This window comes from Proteus sp. NMG38-2, from assembly GCF_020640995.1.
Lineage (GTDB): Bacteria > Pseudomonadota > Gammaproteobacteria > Enterobacterales > Enterobacteriaceae > Proteus.
In genome coordinates this window covers 3,337,199-3,359,632 of the sequence record NZ_CP085481.1, presented here as the reverse complement: position 1 = coordinate 3,359,632, position 22,434 = coordinate 3,337,199, and the positions used below count along the sequence as shown (strand labels likewise).

Annotated in this window: 23 protein-coding genes and 2 pseudogenes; all 25 read right to left on the bottom strand. The window is 33.9% G+C overall.

The genetic code is table 11. The features are described from left to right. On the bottom strand, positions 1–1,455 hold the full coding sequence (gene tssA, locus LG402_RS15940) for a type VI secretion system protein TssA (RefSeq protein ID WP_227335934.1): 1,455 nt from the start codon (positions 1,453–1,455) through the stop codon (positions 1–3). Between the two features lie 5 nt (positions 1,456–1,460). Further along, positions 1,461–2,111: a type VI secretion system-associated protein VasI gene (vasI, locus tag LG402_RS15935; protein WP_166539849.1), complete on the bottom strand. Its 651-nt coding sequence runs from the start codon at positions 2,109–2,111 to the stop codon at positions 1,461–1,463. After that, on the bottom strand, positions 2,108–2,905 hold the full coding sequence (locus tag LG402_RS15930; RefSeq protein WP_227335933.1) for a Fis family transcriptional regulator: 798 nt from the start codon (positions 2,903–2,905) through the stop codon (positions 2,108–2,110). Before LG402_RS15930 ends, vasI begins: the two co-directional genes overlap by 4 nt. Continuing rightward, positions 2,902–5,538 carry a type VI secretion system ATPase TssH gene (gene tssH, locus LG402_RS15925; RefSeq protein WP_227335932.1) on the bottom strand — a complete coding sequence of 879 codons (2,637 nt, stop codon included), beginning with the start codon at positions 5,536–5,538 and terminating at the stop codon, positions 2,902–2,904. Before tssH ends, LG402_RS15930 begins: the two co-directional genes overlap by 4 nt. Positions 5,539–5,547: 9 nt before the next feature. Continuing rightward, positions 5,548–6,303 (bottom strand): type IVB secretion system protein IcmH/DotU, encoded by a 756-nt coding sequence (icmH, locus tag LG402_RS15920; protein WP_166539852.1) that lies wholly within the window; start codon positions 6,301–6,303, stop codon positions 5,548–5,550. Then, entirely contained in the window at positions 6,296–7,654 is a 1,359-nt protein-coding gene (gene tssK / locus LG402_RS15915) for a type VI secretion system baseplate subunit TssK (protein WP_166539853.1), read from the bottom strand. Before tssK ends, icmH begins: the two co-directional genes overlap by 8 nt. A gap of 2 nt (positions 7,655–7,656) precedes the next feature. Next, positions 7,657–8,211: a type VI secretion system lipoprotein TssJ gene (gene tssJ / locus LG402_RS15910; RefSeq protein WP_166539854.1), complete on the bottom strand. Its 555-nt coding sequence runs from the start codon at positions 8,209–8,211 to the stop codon at positions 7,657–7,659. A gap of 1 nt (position 8,212) precedes the next feature. Then, positions 8,213–9,454 carry a type VI secretion system-associated FHA domain protein TagH gene (tagH, locus tag LG402_RS15905; protein ID WP_227335931.1) on the bottom strand — a complete coding sequence of 414 codons (1,242 nt, stop codon included), beginning with the start codon at positions 9,452–9,454 and terminating at the stop codon, positions 8,213–8,215. 5 nt (positions 9,455–9,459) lie between these two features. Continuing rightward, positions 9,460–10,509 carry a type VI secretion system baseplate subunit TssG gene (gene tssG / locus LG402_RS15900; protein WP_166539856.1) on the bottom strand — a complete coding sequence of 350 codons (1,050 nt, stop codon included), beginning with the start codon at positions 10,507–10,509 and terminating at the stop codon, positions 9,460–9,462. Further along, the gene (gene tssF / locus LG402_RS15895; protein ID WP_227335930.1) at positions 10,473–12,257 is read right to left on the bottom strand and encodes a type VI secretion system baseplate subunit TssF; all 1,785 of its coding nucleotides are present in this window, start codon (positions 12,255–12,257) and stop codon (positions 10,473–10,475) included. Before tssF ends, tssG begins: the two co-directional genes overlap by 37 nt. 1 nt (position 12,258) lies before the next feature. Then, on the bottom strand, positions 12,259–12,696 hold the full coding sequence (tssE, locus tag LG402_RS15890) for a type VI secretion system baseplate subunit TssE (RefSeq protein WP_166539858.1): 438 nt from the start codon (positions 12,694–12,696) through the stop codon (positions 12,259–12,261). Between the two features lie 5 nt (positions 12,697–12,701). Then, entirely contained in the window at positions 12,702–14,180 is a 1,479-nt protein-coding gene (tssC, locus tag LG402_RS15885) for a type VI secretion system contractile sheath large subunit (RefSeq protein ID WP_227335929.1), read from the bottom strand. A gap of 20 nt (positions 14,181–14,200) precedes the next feature. Beyond that, positions 14,201–14,698, bottom strand: a complete 498-nt coding sequence (gene tssB, locus LG402_RS15880; RefSeq protein WP_088494827.1) for a type VI secretion system contractile sheath small subunit — start codon at positions 14,696–14,698, stop codon at positions 14,201–14,203. A 746-nt stretch (positions 14,699–15,444) separates the two neighbouring features. Beyond that, the gene (locus LG402_RS15875; protein ID WP_166539860.1) at positions 15,445–15,930 is read right to left on the bottom strand and encodes a hypothetical protein; all 486 of its coding nucleotides are present in this window, start codon (positions 15,928–15,930) and stop codon (positions 15,445–15,447) included. A gap of 108 nt (positions 15,931–16,038) precedes the next feature. Beyond that, positions 16,039–16,521, bottom strand: a complete 483-nt coding sequence (locus tag LG402_RS15870; protein WP_227335928.1) for a hypothetical protein — start codon at positions 16,519–16,521, stop codon at positions 16,039–16,041. Between the two features lie 323 nt (positions 16,522–16,844). Beyond that, on the bottom strand, positions 16,845–17,576 hold the full coding sequence (locus tag LG402_RS15865) for a hypothetical protein (protein WP_227335927.1): 732 nt from the start codon (positions 17,574–17,576) through the stop codon (positions 16,845–16,847). A gap of 57 nt (positions 17,577–17,633) precedes the next feature. Further along, complete coding sequence (locus tag LG402_RS15860) at positions 17,634–18,125, bottom strand: hypothetical protein (protein ID WP_227335926.1); 492 nt, start codon at positions 18,123–18,125, stop codon at positions 17,634–17,636. A gap of 53 nt (positions 18,126–18,178) precedes the next feature. Further along, entirely contained in the window at positions 18,179–18,649 is a 471-nt protein-coding gene (locus tag LG402_RS15855; protein ID WP_227335925.1) for a hypothetical protein, read from the bottom strand. 13 nt (positions 18,650–18,662) lie between these two features. Next, positions 18,663–19,271, bottom strand: a complete 609-nt coding sequence (locus LG402_RS15850) for an aminopeptidase (protein WP_166539865.1) — start codon at positions 19,269–19,271, stop codon at positions 18,663–18,665. A 205-nt stretch (positions 19,272–19,476) separates the two neighbouring features. Next, positions 19,477–19,851, bottom strand: coding sequence for a hypothetical protein (locus tag LG402_RS15845; protein WP_227335924.1), 375 nt, complete (start codon positions 19,849–19,851; stop codon positions 19,477–19,479). A 138-nt stretch (positions 19,852–19,989) separates the two neighbouring features. Further along, positions 19,990–20,319, bottom strand: coding sequence for a hypothetical protein (locus LG402_RS15840; protein ID WP_227335923.1), 330 nt, complete (start codon positions 20,317–20,319; stop codon positions 19,990–19,992). Positions 20,320–20,439: 120 nt separating this feature from the next. After that, positions 20,440–20,994: an RHS repeat domain-containing protein gene (locus LG402_RS15835; RefSeq protein ID WP_227335922.1), complete on the bottom strand. Its 555-nt coding sequence runs from the start codon at positions 20,992–20,994 to the stop codon at positions 20,440–20,442. Further along, positions 20,990–21,132, bottom strand: a pseudogene (locus LG402_RS15830) (IS3 family transposase); the annotation flags it as partial. The gene LG402_RS15835 and the pseudogene LG402_RS15830, both read right to left, overlap by 5 nt. Before the next feature lie 203 nt (positions 21,133–21,335). Beyond that, the gene (locus LG402_RS15825; protein ID WP_227335921.1) at positions 21,336–21,740 is read right to left on the bottom strand and encodes a hypothetical protein; all 405 of its coding nucleotides are present in this window, start codon (positions 21,738–21,740) and stop codon (positions 21,336–21,338) included. Between the two features lie 362 nt (positions 21,741–22,102). After that, positions 22,103–22,390 (bottom strand): annotated as a pseudogene (locus tag LG402_RS22405) (RHS repeat-associated core domain-containing protein); the annotation flags it as partial. Between the last annotated feature and the right edge of the window lie 44 nt (positions 22,391–22,434).

Sequence of the window (22,434 nt, the reverse complement as noted above, 5' to 3'; positions counted from 1 at the left end):
TTATTCCCTATGAGAAAACGAGTTCTGTTGATGTTCCATTTTTGATGCTAATTGATTTAATAAATTGGGTTCCCACTCTGATAATGAATATCGAAGTGCATCTTGATAAAGCTGATCAAAATAAACATTTGCGATGGAACTCATTTTTGACGCTTCAAAAAGTTGTGCAGAAAGTAATTGTAGATAAAACCGTTGACGGGGTTCAGTCGCTACTGAAATAGCGTTATCAATCATTAATAATGCGGCATTAAGTCCTTCTTGTTCAAAGCAATCCATAATTTCTTGTTGCTCATTGTGTAGTGATAACGAAGGGCTTACTTTATTATTAGCTTGGTTTTTTAAACTCCCCAGCCATAGATGAGTTTCTTCTGAAATAAAGGGAGTCATATCAGAGAAATAGAGATGATTAAGCTGAGGTAATCTTATTAAAAATAGTGAAAGCTCTTGAGCAATGGCTGATGAAACATCAATTAGCCCTAATAGTTGTGCGGTTTGAGCTGCCATAAAATGCCCATCTAACCAATAAGGTGCTAGCGTTAAGCTTTGCTCAATATCATTGAGTAATGAGATAGACGGCTGTGAGAGTTGTGCTTTGTAATCAGTTACTCTATCAATCGCCACGGCAGCTAAAGGGGTTTTACCTTGTTTATCGCTTATGGGAAGTGTTTGAATATTGTGCCAAATAGCATATCGGCGTAGGCGATAACCGACCGCATCATTAGGCGTTTGTTCACAAAGAATGCCAGCGACTTTTAATAGTGTCTGCTTCCATTGGCGGTCATCACTTTGATTAATTTCAACATAAGGTTGCTCTGCCTGTGAAGTCACGCTTACTGAGGTTTGAGGCGATATTTTTACTTCATTAATGGGTTCTGCTTTTATACTTTTTTCAACTGTAATGGCCGATTTTTGTGTGTTTTCTATATGTTGATACGCTTGGCTTAATTCATCCATTTGCGTGGATAAATTAGGCTGATTGGTGTGCCAAAATTGAGCTAAATAGGCAAATTCACCCAAAATATCATCACGTTGTTCAGATGAGGCTTGCTGGCAAAAACTGTTTTTGACTGACTCAAAACGTTTAATAATTTGCTGTGCTAAGCGTAGTTTTAAACGTGGATTACTGGGAGAACTTGTATCCCAATAATGTTGCATATAGGCGCTGGCAACCGTGGCAGCAATGACTAGCCCTTCAGGAACCGCAGCATGTTGTAGCGTTCTTAGAAAATGTACCAATAGGCGAAAGTCTTTAGTTTGTGTAGCAAAGAGTTGTAATGCTCGACGCTGAATATCATCAATATCTAAAGTGCTGTGGCTTAGTGAACCAAATTTTATCATTTCACTTTCGATATATTCCCAATCGGCGTTATTTTCATCAAGCTGGCTACTTATTTTAGCCTCATCCAAAGGTGCTAAAAGTTGTTCTCGCCATGTACAAAGCGTTTTTGTTGTCATTTTTATCACCAATGACAGGCGGAACGCAGAGGTTTTATCTCTTCGTTAATGCCTGAAATATTAAAGGTTAATTGCTCATCATTCGCTAATTTGATGGTTAGTTTTGTGCTGGAAAGTAGTTGTTTGATTTCATCAATGCCGAGTATGCCGCGACTTGCTTCAAGCAAATAACCGTCTTCTCGTAGAAACCATTCGCTACTTAGTTGTGTTTTGTCCGTGATGAGTTGGATACTTCCTGCGATTTGTTTTTTGGGTAACGCAATTTGCATACGAGTAATGTTGTCGATACAACTGAGCATTAAAATAGGGCGAGGTGGCTGATATCCCATTGCTGGGATGGTCATAATAACGGGATAAGTACCTTTATTATGAGCTGTGACCATAAACCCAGCGGTGTGATTTTCACGTTTCATTTCATGCTCTAGCGCTAAACGCCAAATATCGCCCATCGCACTTACATCAACAGTAGAAATGGGTTTATTTCCAACGTTAATTTGGTCATAGCAAGATAAACGCATAAGTTGAGATGTCTCTTCACGACACTCAAAGAGAGCGTGTTCAGTAAGGTTGGTTTTATTTTCTTGCTCTTGTGCAAAAACGTGACTTATTGAGAAGAGAGCGAGAAAAATGAAATAAACTGGTTGTGAATAAATCATTTAAGACACCCATATTTTTTTAATTTATATAAAAGCGAACGCTTTGAAATATTTAAATTTTCAGCGATTAAATTGAGATCATCATTATTGTTTTCTTGTTGGTAACGCAGAATTGACGCCTCATAACGTTCAGTAGCTAAAGTAAGATCGTTTACCTCAGCAAAAGAATGAATTGGAATCTGTGTTGGAGTTAAATTCGATACAGATAATGAACGTAACGTCTGGTTAATTTTCTCTTCTTTTTCTTGTTGTAATTTCAATAGATATTGCAGATCAGCAATTTTCTGTTGTGATTGAGAAAATGCCAAAATGCTTTTTAATTGATGATGAAATACATTGCAGTAAATAGAAAAAATACCTTGCTCATAAACCATTTCATCGAGATCTTCCCCTAACATAATAATTAGCCCGTAAGGTTTATTATTAAGATCAACAAAGGGAATACTAAATAGCCCACAATGCACGGGTTGTTTGGCGATAAATTGCTGTAAAGCATGATCGCTAATATAACTGCCTTGTTTTAGATCATTCCAGAGAATAGGTTGTGGTTGTGATAGAAGCTGGATCAACGGGTGATCCGCTTCTGTAATATCGACATCCAAATGTTTTTTCTCTACTTTTTCACTAAGATCAATACTCCAGCTCTCTAAGCGATTCTCTGATTTATTAATCATTGAAACAATGAGTGCGCTGAATGGACTACGAGGCATACTCAGCTCAAGAAATTGGCTGGTCAGTGAGTCCACATCTAAACAAGTTAAGAGAGAGAGCGCATTTTTCAGTCTGTGCTTCATAGTTCTACATTTACCTCTGCAATGAATTGGTTATCTTGTGTTGATAACCGTATCGTCCTGATATCTTCATTCTTTGCACTGTGTTGCAACAGAAGAAGTGAAAGAGGGGGTAATAACGCACCATCAATAATGGATTCTAAAATTCTTGCACCGTTTTCTGCTCGTGAAGCGCGTTGTAATATTTCATCGGAAACGGTCTCTTCCAGCTTGATCTCTGCATGAAAACGTTGCGTAAGTAATTGAGTTAAACGTGTTAGTTTGTGATCAATAATTTCTTTGAGAATAATCTGCGTTAGCGGTAAGAATGGGATCACTTCCATACGCGCTAAAAGGGCGGGTTTAAAGAAGGTGGTTAATTCGGGATAGAGCGCATCATGCAATTCATCCGGTTTGTCGGCATTAGCCATAATGACGTGATCACCTAAATTAGACGTTAGGAAAAATGCAACGTTTTTACAGTCAATAACACGACCTTCACCGTCGGCTAATTCTCCTTTATCAAAGGCTTGATAAAACAGATTTAAAACATCGGGGTGTGCTTTTTCTACTTCGTCCAGTAGTACAACGGAATAAGGCTTTTTGCGAATAGCTTCGGTTAATACTCCGCCTTCACCATAACCTACATAACCTGGTGGTGAACCAATTAAGCGAGAAACAGTATGTTTTTCTTGAAACTCTGACATGTTGATCGTGGTGAGATATTGTGTTCCGCCAAACATCAACTGAGCAATTTGAATTACTGTTTCTGTTTTACCAACACCACTTGGCCCGGCTAATAAGAATGCCCCCAATGGACGGCCTGAACGGCGTAAATCGGCACGCGCTGTTAATAAATGCTTATGAAGATGTTTGATTGCAAGTGATTGGCCTTTAATACTTTGTTCAAGGTAGGTTGGTAGCTCTGTCACTACTTGTAATGCATCTTGTGATAAGCGATTAAGAGGTACTCCTGTCCATTCCGCAATCACGGCAGCAATTTGTTTTTTATCGACATGAGGAGAGACCAATAGAGAGTGTTGATGTAATTCATTTAGCTCTTCATTTAGTGCATTTAATCGAGATTTCAGCTCATCATTGTTATTTTCAATACTTTCATTGTTTGTTTCTTCTTCAAGTGATTTAGTTAATATTGATAATAAAGTTGACCGTAATTTGATAATTTCACGAACAATATTTTTCTGTTTTCCCCACGCTTGTTGAAGCATTTCAATTTGTGTTTCAATCTCAATAGACTGATTTTCTAATATCGCCAAACGCTCTGAATGATCTTTTAAACCTACTTGCTGTTCACGGGTTAATACATCACGCTCTATCTTGATCTGATGGCGTTGCGTTTTTAATGCTGATAGCTGTTTAGGCGGAGTTGAAAGGTTGATAGCAGCACGAGCACAAGCGGTATCAAGTACATCAATGGCTTTATCTGGAAGTTGGCGTCCTGAAAGATAGCGTTCACTTAATTGTGCTGATGCACAAAGTGCTTCATCATCAATAAAGACGTGATGTGCTTTTTCATAAATAGAGCGCAATCCACGCATAATAATAATGGCTTCGTCTGCGGTGGGCTCTTTGACTTGAACGAGTTGGAAACGGCGCGCTAACGCTGCATCTTTTTCAAAGTATTTTTTATATTCACTCCATGTGGTTGCGGCAATGGTACTTAATTCACCACGGGCTAATGCAGGTTTTAGCAAATTGGAAATATCTAAGCCACCTTGCTGATTTCCAGCTCCAATCAAAGTATGGGCTTCATCAATAAATAAGATAATAGGAGTCGGTGATTGTGCCACTTCTTGCATAATGCCTTTAAAGCGTTTTTCAAATTCCCCTTTAACAGCCGCGCCTGCTTGTAATGCACCTAAATCTAGTGTTAACAACTCACATTCTTTGAGTTTTTCGGGAATATCACCCGCAACAATACGCAAAGCTAACCCTTCAATTAAGGCACTTTTACCCACACCTGCTTCACCAACTACTACGGGGTTGTTTTTCCGACGACGACAGAGAATATCAATCATTAAATCAATTTCATGGTCGCGACATAAAACAGGATCTAGCTGGTTATCTCTTGCTTGTTGCGTCATGTTTTGTGTAAAACGCGCAAGCATAGAGTCCGATTGAACATGACGATTGGATGATTTATTAGCTTCTGTTATTGGTGCTTCTACTGATGTCAGAGTCCACTCATCAAAGTTGAGCTTGAGTTGCTCTCTATTGATTTGAGAGAGTAATTCAACTGCTGCTTTTGAGAGATAACGATGGGGCATTTGCAATAAAGTGAGTAACAAAGCGCCTGAGCGTAATTCATTATGGCTAAGTTCTGCTGAAGCCAATAGCCAGCTATCTTTTAGCCATTCGACTAATAGAGGTGAAAAATTAGGATAACTTTGTGTCACGCTCTGTTGTTGTACTGTGTGGAGATTTAAAAGCTCAGTTAATTCGGTGGGATTGATATCAACTTTATTAAAGATAGTACGGATATCCGTTAGTGGTGTTTCCAGCAGTTGTTGTAATAATTGGTCTACTGTAATTTCGAGTTGCTGGTGGCTTACACAAAACGTAGCCGCATTTTCTAAAGCATGTTTAGCAATAGGGTGAAGTCTATTAACTAATGTTGAGAGATCAATCTGGATCATAATGGCGTCCTAGCTAAGAAGTGTATTAAGCTGTTCCAAAATATTGAGAGTTTGATGTCTCAATCTAGAAGCATAAATAGTGTAAATAATGGTGGCGAAGATCAGTGAGCCAATGGCGATATAACGAACACCAAAGCGTTGTCCTAAACGATATTGATGTGATTTATTGCCATTTTCTTTATATAAAATAACAGACTGAGGATCGCCTTTAAGTTGTTGGATTTGTTTTTGAAGTTGGCGAAGTAATTTATTAAAGTCATCCCCATAGCCATTGCTGACTTTATAGCGACCGCGATAGCCAAGGCATAAGCAGAGATAAATAAACTCTAATAAATCGAGGTAGCGTTTAGGCTCACCTAATAAGCGTTCTATTAATACGAAAACCTTTTCACCACCCCATGATTCATTATGAAAATGAACTAACAGGGATTGTTTTACCCAATCGTTATCTTGATCCCAGCCTAACTCTAATGCTGCTTCATCAATAAATGTGCATAACACATAGCGGAATGAAACAATGGCGCCAGGCTCATAACCGTGAGTTTGAAGTTGTTGTTCAATGGCTTGAATGTCAGTCACAACTTGCTGAAAAAGTTTGTCTGATAATGGTGTTGCTGACATTGATTTCATTCTGATCACCATACCCAGCAACGGTGTCGCGACATCAATCATTGGATTGATGTTGTTACCGCGTAATGGCAATTGATATGATTTATGGCTCACTTTTTTTTCAGCGATCTCTTGGATTAATGATTGATCACTCATGTTGGGTTCCACTTCTTATTGCCCAAAGTTGAATATCAAGTTCAGGGAATTGTCCTGATACGTGAAATGCAATATTTCCGTGTTTTTGTATATCAGCCCAAGACTCACCTTGTGGATCTAAGCGGAAATAGGTATAGCCTGAATGATAAGGCAACTGGCGAGGTGCTGTTGATAGAGCAATAAAACCAACTCCCGGCATCTGAACACTGACTAAATCACGGATTTGATTCACTGAAGTCACTTTAGCCTGTTGTGCGAATTGTCGGCGCAGTTGCTCTTGAGGTAACTGAGCGCGCACTGCAATAATAAATTCAGCACTTTGCAGAAGTTGTCTATCATGAATTGTCGCAACTCGAATCCCATGTTCTTGTTTTTGTAATGGGATCGGCACGGCTCTTGGTGTTAAAACAACACTTAATGCTTGTCGAATAGATTTAATCAGAGGCAAAAAGCCTGATGCTAAATCATAGTGACGATAAATCGGTAATTTATCAGGCAAACGGGAGCCATTAGTAAATGTTTGAATTTCGCCACTAAATTGCAATAGTTCCCTGAAAAGCTGTTCTGGATGAACCACTGTCTGTTTAGATAAATGTGAAAATTGAGGATAAGCGCGATTAAGTAGCTGTAGCATCATAAATTCAGCCACATCGGCAATTCCTTGCTGACCTGGAGAGCCAATTCTTTCGGCTATTTGGCGACCTCGTTCAAATAATGCGCCTTCAACTTCAGCTAGCAATTCCGATAAAATAGGGCAAATTCTTGAGTTTAAGCAGGTAGGAATAAAGTTTTTATCTAGAACTAAACTCCCATCAGCACTGATTTCTCTTATTTTGCAAATTGGAAGCATTACATAAGCGTCTAACTCTGTTTTCCCTAATTTTAAAATAGGATTGAGCTTCGCAATATTAAGCTGGCTAATATCCCCATTCTCAGTATGCAAATCACGTACTTGTGTTAACACCTCGCTATAACGGGCTAACAAATGATTGCCATTATGGGAATGAGAGATTTCACTGACTGTACTGTTTTGTAATGGCAATGCTAAATAAACAACATTGTCACTGCCTTCATGAATTTGTGAAATATCAATAGGTGAAGGAAGGTTATCTTGTTGTGGAATAGAAAATAGCGTGCCATCAGGCATAATGCCGGCGGCTTCTTTCAGTCCAATACGACCAAGATTTAATAATTCAGTATTTAGCGTTAGTTGGCTCAGGCCATAGTAATGAGCGTGATAGGTTTTTATCAGCGTTTCAATAATATAATCTTGATAACGTTGCTGTTGCTGAAAATGTTGAGGTTTAATAAACAACCCTTCATGCCATATCACTTTATTTTTTGTTGACACTGTTATTGTTCCTCTTCTTTTCTAAATTCAATTTCATTTTCTTTGATATGGACTAGTAGATTGTAATGACGACCAATTCCATTGATTTTCAATACTTTTTTCCATTGAGTAATATTGACATCAGAGTAATAAGCAATGATCCCGATATACTTATTCTTTTTATCCAATTCAATGAGATCGAGAGGCTTATATTGATCAGGCAAAAGAGTGTAATCTTGGTGATCGATATAATTTCTTTTTAATAGCTTTTTCAGATCGCAATTTTCTTCAATAATTTGGTCTTGATCTAAAGAGGCAAAGATCGAATCTTCATTCATATAAACAATTTGTAATTGAACAGGGGTTGCCTCTCCTTGATCGTTAGGATTGATTTCAGGCTCCGCTAATAATGTGAATGCAACGACTGAAGGTTGTTCTTTTTCTGCTCCTACGGGCGTTGAAGGATCCCACATGACTTTGCCTATTTTTGATATTGCTTCAATAGGGCCACTACACCCACTAAGTTGAGTGCTTGCAAAAATAAGAAAGAGATAAGTCGTGAGTGTTTTTATCGACATATCACACCTCATCAAGCCCTTTTCTTAAGGCTCGGTCATAAGCGTGGGTATAAACCTCGTAAAATAGCTTCTCAAAACCTTTTTGGCGAGATGATGCTAACTCATTGTAATAATTGGTATACATATCCCAAGCCCAAGCACTGTCATTCGGATTGTTATCGTAACTACGGCGATAATGAGAAAAGCGTTTTAATAAATGCTCTGGCGAAAATGCATCTAGTAAGGTAGCTAATGCAGCTGAAATAGCCTCTTGATTGGCATGATAATGTAGTTGCACATTATGTAGGCTTTCCGCCACTGCTGAAGGTGCAGATAAATGCACTGGACTACGTTCGTCCGTAAACATTAAGCGCATTACACTGTCATATTGGTTATTTAAACGAAGAGGATTATCTTCGATTGGTCGCAATTGTTTATCTTGTAAATTTTCTTGCTGTTGTAATGCCAATAAACCTTTAATTACTGATTGCGTTGTTTTTCCTAACTCAATGAGAAAATCATTCGCTTGCTGAGAGTTTTGCAAGTTAAGGTGTACACCTAACCCTTTCATTAATGGATTAATTGCAACATAGTCAATATCTGTATTTATCTCATTATCCTGGGATGTCATTTCGGGTAAATCCATAAATTCTTGAACCATAAAAGCTCCCTGATTATCTGAATGAGGCGAAGAAAGCGAGTGGTGGTGTGAGTTAGAAGATGATGACTGAATAAGCTCTAGGCTTTCGCTTTCAAGGGCTTTTAATGGATCATGCGTCATAGCACCTGAAACCGTTGGGGCTAAAGGCATATAATTTTCTGTTTTATAAGCAGGGGGCGTGTTCTTTTGTAGTAAGGGATCTAGCGGATTATCATCAGTCACAATCAAAGATTGTGGTGTCATTGCCATAAGATCCTGTTTGTCGTTTTGCGTTAAATTAATATTAACGGACAAGACTAATTGACCGATCCTGATTTGATCGCTTTGAGATAAACAAACAGCGCCAATATCTATGGGGATCAGGGCATTATTAATATAAATAGGCTCTGAAAGCGTTTTTAAACAAAACTGCTTATCTTGCCAAACAATAGCGCATTGTGTGGCAGCAATAGAAGATTGAGTATCTTGTATTACCCAGTGAGATTGTTTACTACTACCAATTGTGCCACCAAGCTGGGTAAATTGACTATTTGGCACATAGCCACTTTCAAGCAACTCACTATTGATTAAGCGAAAAGAGATTGTGGGTAAATAATTATCCATAAATATTATTCCAAAATAGTCATTGTCACACTGGGATTGGCTTCAGGTTTTCCTAGAAAGCTTTGCCAACCTAATTGATTGTGTTGCGCTCTACCTAGGCAAATACCATTCGTTTGTTTGTCCGCAATACGTAGGCGTAAATCCCACGCAAGTTGCTCGTGCATGATGTAAGAAACAAAAGTAATGAGTGACAAAAAATCTTTGCCATTGGGAAGAAATGACATATAGCGTTCAATAGATAATTCACTGATTTCAATGGTGCATTTTCCATTACAATCATAGATGTGAGAGCCAATATTAAAATTTTCACCTAAAACCATTTTGGGGCGTGATTTCTGCCCTGAATGACGAGCAATAATCCCTAAACGGTTTTGTTGATCTTCTGGGATAGGCACTTTGCGTATTTCCCATCCGATCAATTCAACTTTTTCTAAATCAAAACAGTGAGAAATTAAGCTACAAATAACATCAGGAGAACGACTTGGACTCGCAAGTAATCCGGCATAAGCAAGCATTTTGCTGTGGTTGATATTCATCATGCCACGATTGGTTTCACTTCCTAATCCCACAAGTGAAAACATATAACGAGAAAATGCATCATGGCCACCATCTTCGAAACAGATGTAATAGCGATATTTACGCCATATACGATGAAGTAATGTGACTAAGCGATGATTAAATAAATTAAGATAATCCGTTAATTGATTTGCTTGTTGAGCCTCTTCCCACGCGAAATGATCAAGGTAATAACCGGGTAATGGTGATTGACTACCATGTAATCCTAAAAAAGAGACTTCTAAATCAAACTTACCTTGTTCATCTTGGCGCAAGGAAACAACATCTCGAGTTGGAAATGCCGTATTAGCACTTGATCTAAACTGAATAAAATTTTCATTATTGAATGCTGTTTTTTGAGAATGCAATTTATTAAGCAACTCAACTAATTGATAGAAACTATATTCAGTAACAGATTTGCCCGCTTTTTTATTTAGCCAGCTTTGTATTTTATCAATATCTATTATTTGAGTATTTGCTGGTTTATTTTCGCTGGCCAAAGATAAATTTCCTTATTATCTAAATTAATAACTTCCAATTCGTGAAACATATTAACGCTGGTATAAAGGGTGAAAAATTGTGCTAATACAGAACAAAATAGATACATGGCGCCTTCTGAAATAAAGGCATTTTGATGTATCGATAATGTTGTTTTCACACCTCTTACAGGCAAACTTTTATATAAGTATTCGATAGACTCTGTTTTTAAATCAGTGATTGCATCAAGACACTTTTGAGACTGACGTGCAGATTGTTGAAAAAAACTCGCTTTAAAATCATACAATTGTAAAATTTGTTTAAGTGCCGTCAAACTTAATAAAGATTGATAATTAATGGATAAATTAGTCAACTCAGACCAATACAGCGTATTTCCTAATAAAGGATAAAGCGCTTTTGTTGGCTTAATAATATTACTGGTAGATGAAATGCCAGCAATAGCAGTATATTCATCAAATTTTATTGAATGAGACGACAATGAAGAGGCTAAAGTACGATTAGTACAGTTCATTGAGACTGAAATACTCTCTTCACAGTTGAGTAAATTTTCTTCATTATTTCGTACAAAAGACAAGGTATGTTGATAACCATAATTAGATTTATGGTGTGCGATTTTTAAGCGATAATAGCCTGTTCTTTCTGGGTTTTCGTGATTATTTTGATGATGAAAACTTTCAAAAGCAGTGTAACGAGTAATATAGGACTTCTGATTAGGAATATAACGCCAACCTTGAATGGTATTTATTGAAAAAATATCATAGCAATCTTGTTTTTTATGGCTTTTATTCAGAACATATTCCGTTTCTTTTCCCGTTAAATTAATTGCCTCACTCTCAGATTTAAATAAATTAACTGCAGGTACGCAATTAATCTTGATACTCTCTTCAGTGATAAGCATTGCTTCTGGAATATCACATTCAAATTGAATTGATAATGTAAAAGCATCCGACCTTAAGGCAGGAGGGAGATTGTCTAATCCCTTTATGGCAAGAGACAAAAATGCTTCAGGAAAACAAAAATACTCCTGTAATAAGCGATATCCTTCATAGCTATTTTTAGGATAAGGTAAAAGGGAGTCTTCAGCATGAAAGCCAATAGGCTCAACAGAAAAATGTTCTAATGTAATTTGATGTTTAACTGTAGTTATTTTTGCTTTCTTGATTTTGCTATTTAATAAATAAAATAATTGGGTCGTTGTATAAGAGAGCCCATTAAGGTAAATACACAGTTTCTCTAAGCCAACTGCTACTAGCGACTGTAATTGGTTTAGAGAAAAATGAATATCCAATGTATCTTTATTTTGAGTAATACGTGTTATTTGCATGGGGAGAACCCACAAATCGCGACATTGTGTAAATTGGCATTGATGCCAATTATCATCATCATTTTGAGCCAAGTCATTTTGAACATATAATGGGCGACTAATAAACGCTTGCTCTTTGGCTATTTTAATAGCGTGTTCTTGAGATGGCTCTGTTCGATATTCCATAACTGTCATACTAGGAAATGGACGTGCGTAAGCAGGCCATAGCATATTCACTAAACTGTTTGTTAGTTCAGGAAATTGTCTATCTATCTGTTCTCGTAAATTACCTGATAAATAAGCAATACCATCTAAAAGGCGTGCGGCATCAGGATCACGCACTTTTTCAGATATTTGATTAATAAGTTGCGGTTTTTCAGTTGCAACATACTGCTCAAGCTTATCGAGATAGCTTAATTCATTATCAAAATAGTGATTTGAAGACATATTAAAATTGCGTCAATTGGTATCTACGGTTGCTGTCTAATTGCACGTTAAATTCAATAAATTGCTTTTGATTTTCTAATAAGATAAAAGCAGTAATACTAAATTGCAGTGACAATGGTTCTGCTTCATTTTCTATAAAATGAACTGTGACATTAGTTATTCTTGGTTCATAAGTAGTAATGCAATCCGCAATAATATTGGATAAATGAACCTTGAAATCGACTCCTGTTAATGTCGCATCATTTAAATCAGGAACGCCTAAAGCGGGAGTACTTTGACAACCTAAAGGTCTACTATTTAAAACCTGATTTAAATTTTGCTTAATTGACATGAGCAACGCTTGGATTTTGGCGCGTTGGGAAGAGCCTACGCTCTTCCCTTGTATGCGCTCAAATAAACTGGAAGCGGGGTTATCTTCCAAATTATATAGAGCTGTCATTGCACTTATTCCTTATCTAAGCGACCAACAAGTGATAATTCAAAGTTTGCACCCATATATTTAAAATGAGGGCGAACTTGAATAGCCACTTGATACCAACCTGGATCACCATCAACATCAAGAACTTGGATTTGAGCTGAGCGAAGAGGGCGTCTACTACGAACGTCTGCTGGTGGATTTTCCTGATCTGCAATATATTGTTTTAGCCAGATATTAAGCTCTCGCTCAAGATCTTGACGCTCTTTCCATGAGCCAATTTGTTCACGCTGTAGTACTTTAATATAGTGAGCTAATCGATTGATAATAAACATGTAAGGAAGCTGAGTTCCTAACTTATAGTTAGTTTCTGCTAATTTTCCTTCACGCGTATTAGGGTAGTTTTTCGGTTTTTGTACTGAGTTTGCAGAGAAGAATGCGGCATTATCACTACCTTTACGCATGGTTAAAGTGATAAAACCTTCTTCTGCTAATTCAAATTCGCGTCTATCAGTAATTAAAACTTCTGTTGGAATTTTAGTTTGTAATTCACCCATCGCTTCAAAGTTATGAACAGGTAAATCACCTACGGTTCCGCCACTTTGAGGACCAATAATATTTGGACACCAGCGATATTTTGCAAAGCTATCATTAATACAACTTGCTAATAAGAAAGCAGTATTACCCCATAAGTAATGCTCATGATCTTGCTTCACATCTTCAGAGTAATTAAATAACTTAATTGGATTCTCAGTAGGTGAATAAGGTAAGCGCACTAAGAAACGAGGTGCTGTTAAACCTAAATAACGTGCATCTTCAGATTCGCGCAATGAACGCCATTTTGTGTGAGCAGGACCTTCAAATACTGATTTCAAATCTTTAATAGCTGGTAATTCAGCATAGCTATTAATGCCTAAGAAATTAGGTGAAACAGATGAAATAAATGGCGCATGAGCCATTGCGCCCACAGCACTGACGTACTGCATTAATTTCAGATCAGGCGTGGTGTTATTAAAGGCATAGTTACCAATCACAGTCGCGACAGGTTCACCACCGAATTGACCATAGCCTGAAGAGTAAACGTGCTGATAAAAGCCTGATTGTACAATCTCAGGTGAAAATTCAAAATCTTCTAATAATTCTTCTTTTGTCGCATGTAAGATATTGATTTTAATGTTTTCACGAAAGTCAGTACGATCAACAAGTAATTTTAATGAACGCCATGAAGACTCAATTTCTTGAAATTTTGGCGCATGTAAAATTTGATCGACTTGAGCACTTAGTTGAGTGTCTAGCTCAACAAGCATTTTATCAATTAGCAGTTTATTGATCGGCTCTTCTTCTGATGGGTTAGCAAAAATATTACTAATAAAGGCTGCAACACCTTGTTTGGCAATATCATAAGCTTCGGTTTCTGGCGACATTCTAGATTGCGCCATAATTTCATCAAGTAAAGAGCCACCAGATGTTATTACCTGCTCTTGTTGGGCTTCATTAACTAAAGACATAGAATAATCCTCTGTAAATATTATTTTTGGCTAGCAATATCGAGCTCTTTGAGTAACTGTTCGCGTGTGGCTTCATTTTCCAGAAGCTCTTGCAGACGTTTTCTAAAAGCAGGAATATTGCCAAGAGGACCTTTTAGCGCAACGAGCGCTTCTCTTAGTTCTAATAGTTTTTTTAGCTCAGGAACTTGGCGTGCGATATTATCAGGAGAAAAATCTTGTAGTGATTTAATCTCTAAATTGACGTTAAGATCAGATTCACTTTTTTCATCTAATGCATTTGGAACCGCAATATTTAGATTAATACCGGCGCTTTCCATAACAGAATTAAAGTTGTTCTGGTTAATCGAAATGGTTTTACGATCTTCAATGGGGGTTTCTTCCGTCTTTCCTTTCATATCGCCCACAATAAGCATATTTAAAGGCAATTCGACTTCAGATTGAACACCACCATCATTAGGAATGTATTTAATATTAATACGTTCTTTGGGCGCAACACTACCAAGAGTATTTTTACTCATTTAAACTAAGCTCCTTATTTAGCTTAAGTTCTTAATTAAATACTCAGCGTATTGATGAATAATTTAAATTAAGAAATACCTATCCTAGGCAATAATGTAATTACCTTATATGAGTTTAATTTTCCTGGTAGAAATAAAATAATAACTAAAAATAAAATAATAAGTAATTTTTTCTAATATATGCATTTAGTTTTATATAAAACCGTCCTTGAGTCAATAAGAAATATTTAATGTTTTTTACTTTTCATTACATTTAATTAGTATCGTATTTAATTTAAATATAATGATTTAACTTTATAAGTAAGTTTTTTCATCTATTTTACTCATATTATGCAACTCGATAGGGATAAATTAATTTATATTTAATTTAAATTGCAAATATGGAAAATATAAATTTCACTATGAATTATTTATTCCGAATCTCTATAACCATAAGAAATTTAACGTTAATTTTACTTTAATTTCTGGTTGGTTATTTATTTTATTTTTTTATATTTAATGTTTGTTTTGATGAAAAATAGAACTGTGATATAAGTAAAAATAATGTAACCTAGCGTTATTGTTATGGTTGAAAGTTAAATTTAATATAAGGAAATAATATTAAGTGAAATTGTTTGATAAAAACAAGAAAGAATTCTTAAGTCATTTTGAATATAATTGGTAAGATTTTAAATGATATATTACTTATCTCTGATTTATTGAAAATATGATATTTAACTTAAATAAAGGTAATTTACCCGTTACCATTATCTTTTATTTTGTTTATGGAATGTTTTCCATTCGATATCACTATTGAAGTCTGAACGATAGTGGCAGACGATAGAGCCTGAACAATTCCACGGATCGTAAGATACGCCGATATGCATTTTTTGACTTGCAATCGGGAGCTTCATTCTGGTTTCTTGATGAAACCATTGTTTTAGATTGTGGGTTATTTTTCCTTTAGGGCTATTTTGTATTCCATCCATTAATTTTTCGGGTGCCAAGTACCATGAACTTAGCAAGGCGTTTTCATTTGCGGGTGATGTAAAATGAGTGACTAAAAATAACCGACCATATCGGTTTTTCGCTTTACCTAAAACTAGCCGATAAGCAACAGTTTCGCCTTGGGAGTTGGTTATCCATTTTTCCCAAGAATAAAGGGAAGTGATGATATCTTTCAGGGTACAGATAGGAGTTAAGTAGATATCGTTATTTATGATAATTGTATTATTTTTTTCGTATTTAATCATAGGGATAATAAGGTATTTATTGCTAATAGTCTTAGTATAATTTAATCAACTGAGAATAAAGTTGCTATGAGGATGAGTCTTAAAGAGTAATAATTGTTGAGCCTTTTGTTATTTACTAGTACTAATAATTTGATCAATAGAATAAAAAGTATAGTAATAGCTTTGATTATAATGTTCTACATGATCTGCTAATGTGCGTAGTTGCTTGTTTTGTATTCTTTTTCTAACTAAGCATGAATAATTAGCTAATTCCATTCTCAATCGACTTAATGTATATATTTTGCATGATTTATCATAGATAAGTTCTTTAGTACTCTTTAATAAACAAAGAATATTCAATACTTCTGTATGAGTTAAATATCCTTTTTTAACTGTTTTTATATATAAATAAGAGAAGGTATTATTATGTTTTTTCTTTTCAATTTCTTCTAATTGAAGTATTAATTTATCCGTCAATGATTTTTCTTGTAGAAATATTGTTGCGTTTTCCCATTTATCACATAATCCCCTAGCAATAGATAAATCTGTTTGCCGAAGATAAGCATAGAGTATAATTAATAAATCATCATCATAGCAATATAAAGTATCCAAGTGTTTTATATCCTAAACTATAAAGTTATTTATAACTTATTCATAAATAATAGAAGTATATTCTGGTGCTTCTTTAGATATATTTCGATATGAATTTTTTTCATCATCTTTCCACCAATCAACTTGAAATTTATCCAGAGATTTAAATTCATAAATTGCAACAACTCCCAATAATCCACAAGGAGTATTACTAATAAAATCCCATCCCTCTTTTTCATCATACTAAGCGCGATATCATTTTTTATCTAAAATATTTAAAGCAGTATTATAAACATTAGTATATTCAGACAGTGCTGGCACTTTAAGTTCCACTGGTTTAGTATTTAGTTAATTTTAATTATATTACAATTATTTTTTAGTAAAATCTCTATAAAGACATCATAATAATTATAACTACAAGGGCTTATTCTCTCTAAAAATAATTTTAATTTTTTCTCATCTTTGATATAAATATTCGTCTTAGCATGTAACTCACTTAGTTGATCATCAAATCCGTGAAAATCTCTACCAATATAGCCTTTTCTTCCCCAGAATTCTTCTCCTAGCATACAGAAAAAATCAAGATAATTATTAACGTTATCTAAATTTAAGTTAACATCAATAGATGTTTGCTTGTTCTTAGGAAAAAGCTGTTGCCAATATAGACATGAGGTTAACCATAAGCTTTTAGCCTCTTTACATCTATTATCTTTCCAGTAAAAAATTTCATTTCCATCTGCCCACTCTTTCAAAATGGTAGAAACAGTTAATGGTGGAAAATCTGTTGTTTTCATTAATAATAAAAAAGGATTTTCTTTCTTTAAATTTACTTCATTTTCTAATATATAACCGCTTAACTCATAAATACAGATGTTATTTATATAAAAAGAGATATCAATGATATCTTCTTCTCTTATTATTATATCCCTATTTACTTTTAGGTTTGGTTGTTTAATTAATAAAGTTTGAAATGTTTGGTTATTTTCTTCACTTAAGTTATAAAAATAGAGGTTATCACTAGAGGTTATTCTTATATTATTGATATGTATATAATAGATGCTATTAATTTCTTTCATTGTTTTTTAATTAAAATCCAACTCTAAAGTAATACAAGGTATCATGTAATGAAAACTTTATAAAAGATTATTTTTTAAACAGAGTACACTATCCACTTCTTTTAATTCACTAGTACCCAATTTCATAAATAAAACTTCTAATGATTCCCAAGGATATGGATGCTCATAAATGATAATCTCTATTTCCAAGTTTTCAATATCAATTTCATTTATTCTCCATAAAAACCAAAATCTATTTTCAGGCTCTAACCAATATAACCAATCATCTAGGCTCCAATCATCGGGGGTAGTAGAATTTAAAAAAGAATTAATAAATTCTTTAGGTAGAATAGAATACCATTCATCAATTGTTGGCCATTTTGAAAAACTATATTTTTGTATTAATAATAATATATTTTTTGCTATGTTAGCTATTTGGCTGCTATTTTTTTCATTACAATAAGTTGTGTATCTCATAATGAAGTTATTATTGTCTTTCTCAAAACAGGGAGATAGTATTCTTTTTCTTTCTTCAATTAGGTCTTTTTTTATACTTTCTGATAGCATCATAATGGTACCTTTGATAAATAATTTATATTACTATTAAAACAAAATATTTTATTTTAATTCTCTATAAAAACATTGCTATTAATTAAATTAAATTTAACAAAAAAATTAGAAGTTGATTGAAAATAAACTATATTTTCTTTTCGTTCTATACTTATAAATGGGTTTGAAGTTGTTGAATATAAAAACCATAATATATTATTATTTATATCTGTTTTTACAATAAAACCATCACTACCCATTTCACCTTCACCACATAATAGAATGTATTTATTATCAATCAATATTTTATTATTTATCTGAATTTCAGACCAAAGATCATCATCACTTTGAAGCAAGTTATCGACAGTTGTTTCACCTTTATATGAAAGGAAATATTCCTTTTGATAGGAATGTATTAATTGAGGATTATCAATAAAATCAATGTCGATAAATCTTATCAATCCAGAAGGCTCATAAACAAGATCCAGCCCGATTAGCTGATTATTTATCCATTTTTTTTGGATGGGGTTAGTTGGATTTTTCATAATTTATAGCATATTAAAAATAACCATTTGGAAAAATTTCTGATAAACTTTTTTTATAAAATTCTATTTTTTTAGAATGACTGATGATCCCACATGCTCTATTAAAATATTGGCTTAACCAGTAAGCATGAATGTAATTAAAATACTCATGTGGATTATTTTCTGAAAAATTTATGATAGATTCTAATGTTTCTATAATCTGTTTTTCACTAAAAACCTCATTATAAGATTGTACAATGATATTTTTTAATTTCATATAAATTTTATTAAATTTATTTACACTTAGAGGATCTTTTGATTTATCGTAATTAATAAATAACGCTGACTCTATATCATAAATGAAAAGATCATCAATTAAAGTAAGTTTGTTTTTTAGTTTTTTAATATAATTAACAAAACTTTCACTTTGAACGGATTCTATAACAGGGATGATAATAGTGTCATGATATAAAATTTCAAGATATTTATCTTCAACTGTACTGTATAAATTTATAAGGAAATCGCTATCAATATCTATCAATTCTATAATCGGCCAAAAAAAAGATTCATTTAAATTAAACCACAAATTAAATGAAAGAATTTCATCACATTTTTCTTTAATCTTATAAATTCTGTTTTCCATATTAATCCAATAGTGACTAATTAAGAACAGGCTGTATTATAACTAGATAATAGTCCGATAAGTTAAAGTTATTAAGTTCATCTGATTTTTATAAAAATCAAGTCTTATAATGGTTTTTTATTATAAAATTACACTGTTCATGTAAAAATCCTAGTTGTGTATTTTATTATTTTCTTTATTAAATTTCTTTAATTTACATGAAAATTTATCCCTGAACAATTATTTTATATTCAATAGAGTCTGCAATTATATGTACCCATTCTTTTGAAGAAAAAAACTCTGCTAAAAATGAAAATGAATACTTTCCACCTAGATGAAAATATTTTTGGTAGTTTGGCGAGTGTTCTAGAAAATGTATTCTATCAGTAACTTTTATAAATTCTCCATTTGTTGTATCTATCGTCCATGACAGCGGTGCATCAATATAGCTTACATTTCCAAATTTTAATTCAATAAAATAATTTTGGTCTGTTATATCCAAACATCCTTTAACGATTAGATCATTTTTATGGAAGCCACATATTTCCATATCACACCAATCATTTTTTTTTAAAATAGAGCTTATTTTTTCTATATTCATAATATCAACAATATTTTTAATAAGATATATAAGCGGTAAAATATTATAACTACTGTTTTCTACGCTTAATCTTAAGCAAAGAAGTTATCATATATCAAATGATAATTTAATGCATGAATATATTCGTTTATAGTTGAATCATTCTGGCCCATCCCATTCAAGTTTATCTTTTAAATTTTCCGGAACTAATTTAAATAATAATTTAATGTTTTTTTTATGAGAATTGTAGTTGTTGAAATGTTGTGGGCTAGCATTTTCTAAATAATAACGAGCATGGTGATTAAGAAAATATACATCATGCTCAGTCATTTGTGGATAGGATAGTGATTTGACAATATCATGCAACAATTCTGCTTCTTGATAACAAGTCTTGTCTAATGCTTTTTTTAAGGCAGACAGGGTTTGAATGTTTCTTATATAGGATAATACCTTGTTAAGCATGTCAATATATATATTTATTTTGTCCATTAAATTTAAATCCCTGTTTGTTTCTTAATAATTTGCATGATCAGGTAAAATATATTTTTTCGTGTCCTCATCATAGTAGAAATAATGATTGTAATATAGCTCATTTTCTTTATCTTCATATTACTCAGTAAAATAAAAATGATATTCAGTATTGTTATCGGCATAAATCTGGATTTCTTGCACCATCTGGTCGCGAGACCACAGGTAATCAACACGCTGAACACGTTTATTTTTAAACGGTGAATTGGGCGGTGAAATAGGACGATTATCGACCACCTTACTTTTACTGAGGCGTCGCCCAAAAGCATCGTAAGTGTAACGCCAGCATTCCCCTTCAGGGTTAAAACAGGCAATAAGTTGATTAAGCGTATTCCATTGGTAATACCACGTTTTTGCTCGAAAACCGTGTTGATGAACCACTTTTTGCGTTAATCGACCATTAATATCATAGTGATAATCTTGGTAGCCTTTCGCGGTGATACGGCGAGTGACACGGCCTTTTTGTTGCTGTTGTGCCAGTTGTAAAAAGGCACCTTGCGCATCAGATGGAATAAGCTGGTGCTCTGTGATATTTAAGTTGTTATCGTACTGAAACTTCTCGCTTTGGCATTCAAACTGGTTACTGTATTGGGTTACTAAAATGTAGGAACGAAAGTAGAGAATAAAATCAACCATGTTTACGAAGCCATATTAAAATGGTAGAACAGCTTTGTATGCCATATCGATATTGGGCTTGTTTATATAGGTGAGTTCATTTTTTCCTATTTGGTTAAAAACCGATAATTTTAAAGAAAGGAAATAATCATGTTGAATTCATTTAGTATTTTGTTTAATTGCATTCTCTAATTTTAGATTTGAAAAGTATCAACCTTATTTAGAACAGGTCAATAGATTATAAAAAAACAATTTGATTAATTTAGGCTTCAAATAAAAGTATTACTTAGGGAAATAAATATTTCCCTATTTTAGGAGAAATAAGATCAGTTTGGTGATAAGGTGCTTAAATATGATCTTTATTATTTACAGCACTGTAATGCGGATATAGCTCCATTTAGACAATATTGTAAATTATCTTTATCAGTTAATAACGTATATCCAATACCGTCATCTGGCAATAATAACTCATTTTCTAATGAGTTATTAATAAGTGTTATCATTGATTTAAGTTGTATTTTGTCACCTCCAGAATAAATATCTAATAATGGTGGCCATTCCATTTCTTTATTTTGGTGTTCAATATTTTCAACGAAATTAGAATAAGAGTAATACATATCATCTATAGAAGAATAATTTTTAAAATAAGGTATGTTAAAATCATTATTACCAACAATACCATATTCAATGAATAAAGTTGATTTTTTTGAACTTATCTCAATGTAAGTATATGGTGTTGATAAATTTAAATATTTATTGATGCTCATAAAATCTCTTGGTTTTTAATTAAAATCGCAGCCTTAGTACCATCATGAAATAATATATTATAGTGTGCATGTGTATCATGAATTTTATTCCCTGGCATATTATGAACAATATCAGAAAATGGATTGTTTGTATTATATGTATCTCCTCTGTATGTGCCTCTTTTTTGTTTCCATAAAGAACTCAAACCACTTTCTTTCGGAAATGTAGATGGAATTGGTAGAATATCATGCTGTGGTTTTAGTTCGGGCATAAAATTCAGTAACTCTCTCGCCTCGTTAGCGTCTTTTACATAAATATCTTTTCCACTTTTGAGTTCATTAATTTGTTTTTGTTGTTTTTGTTGTTTTTGTTGTTTTGGTGTTGGTTTACAGCTTAACCCAAACGGATCAACCCACCCAGCCGGACAATGCACATACCCATACGGATTAAAGCCACCTAATAATCCGATAGGGTCAGGTGAAATATATTGCCCTGTGTCCTTATCATAGTAGCGAAAGCGATTGTAATACAAGCCACTTTCTTTATCTTCATATTGTCCGGCAAAACGAAAATGCCATTCGGTATATTCAGGGTCGTTATCGGCATAATCATCATGAGATTGCCAAAATGCCATTTGCCCCCAGGTATTTAACCGTCCTGCCCAGCTAACTGCCGTACGGCACACCATGCGCGATCTGATGGCTGATTATATCA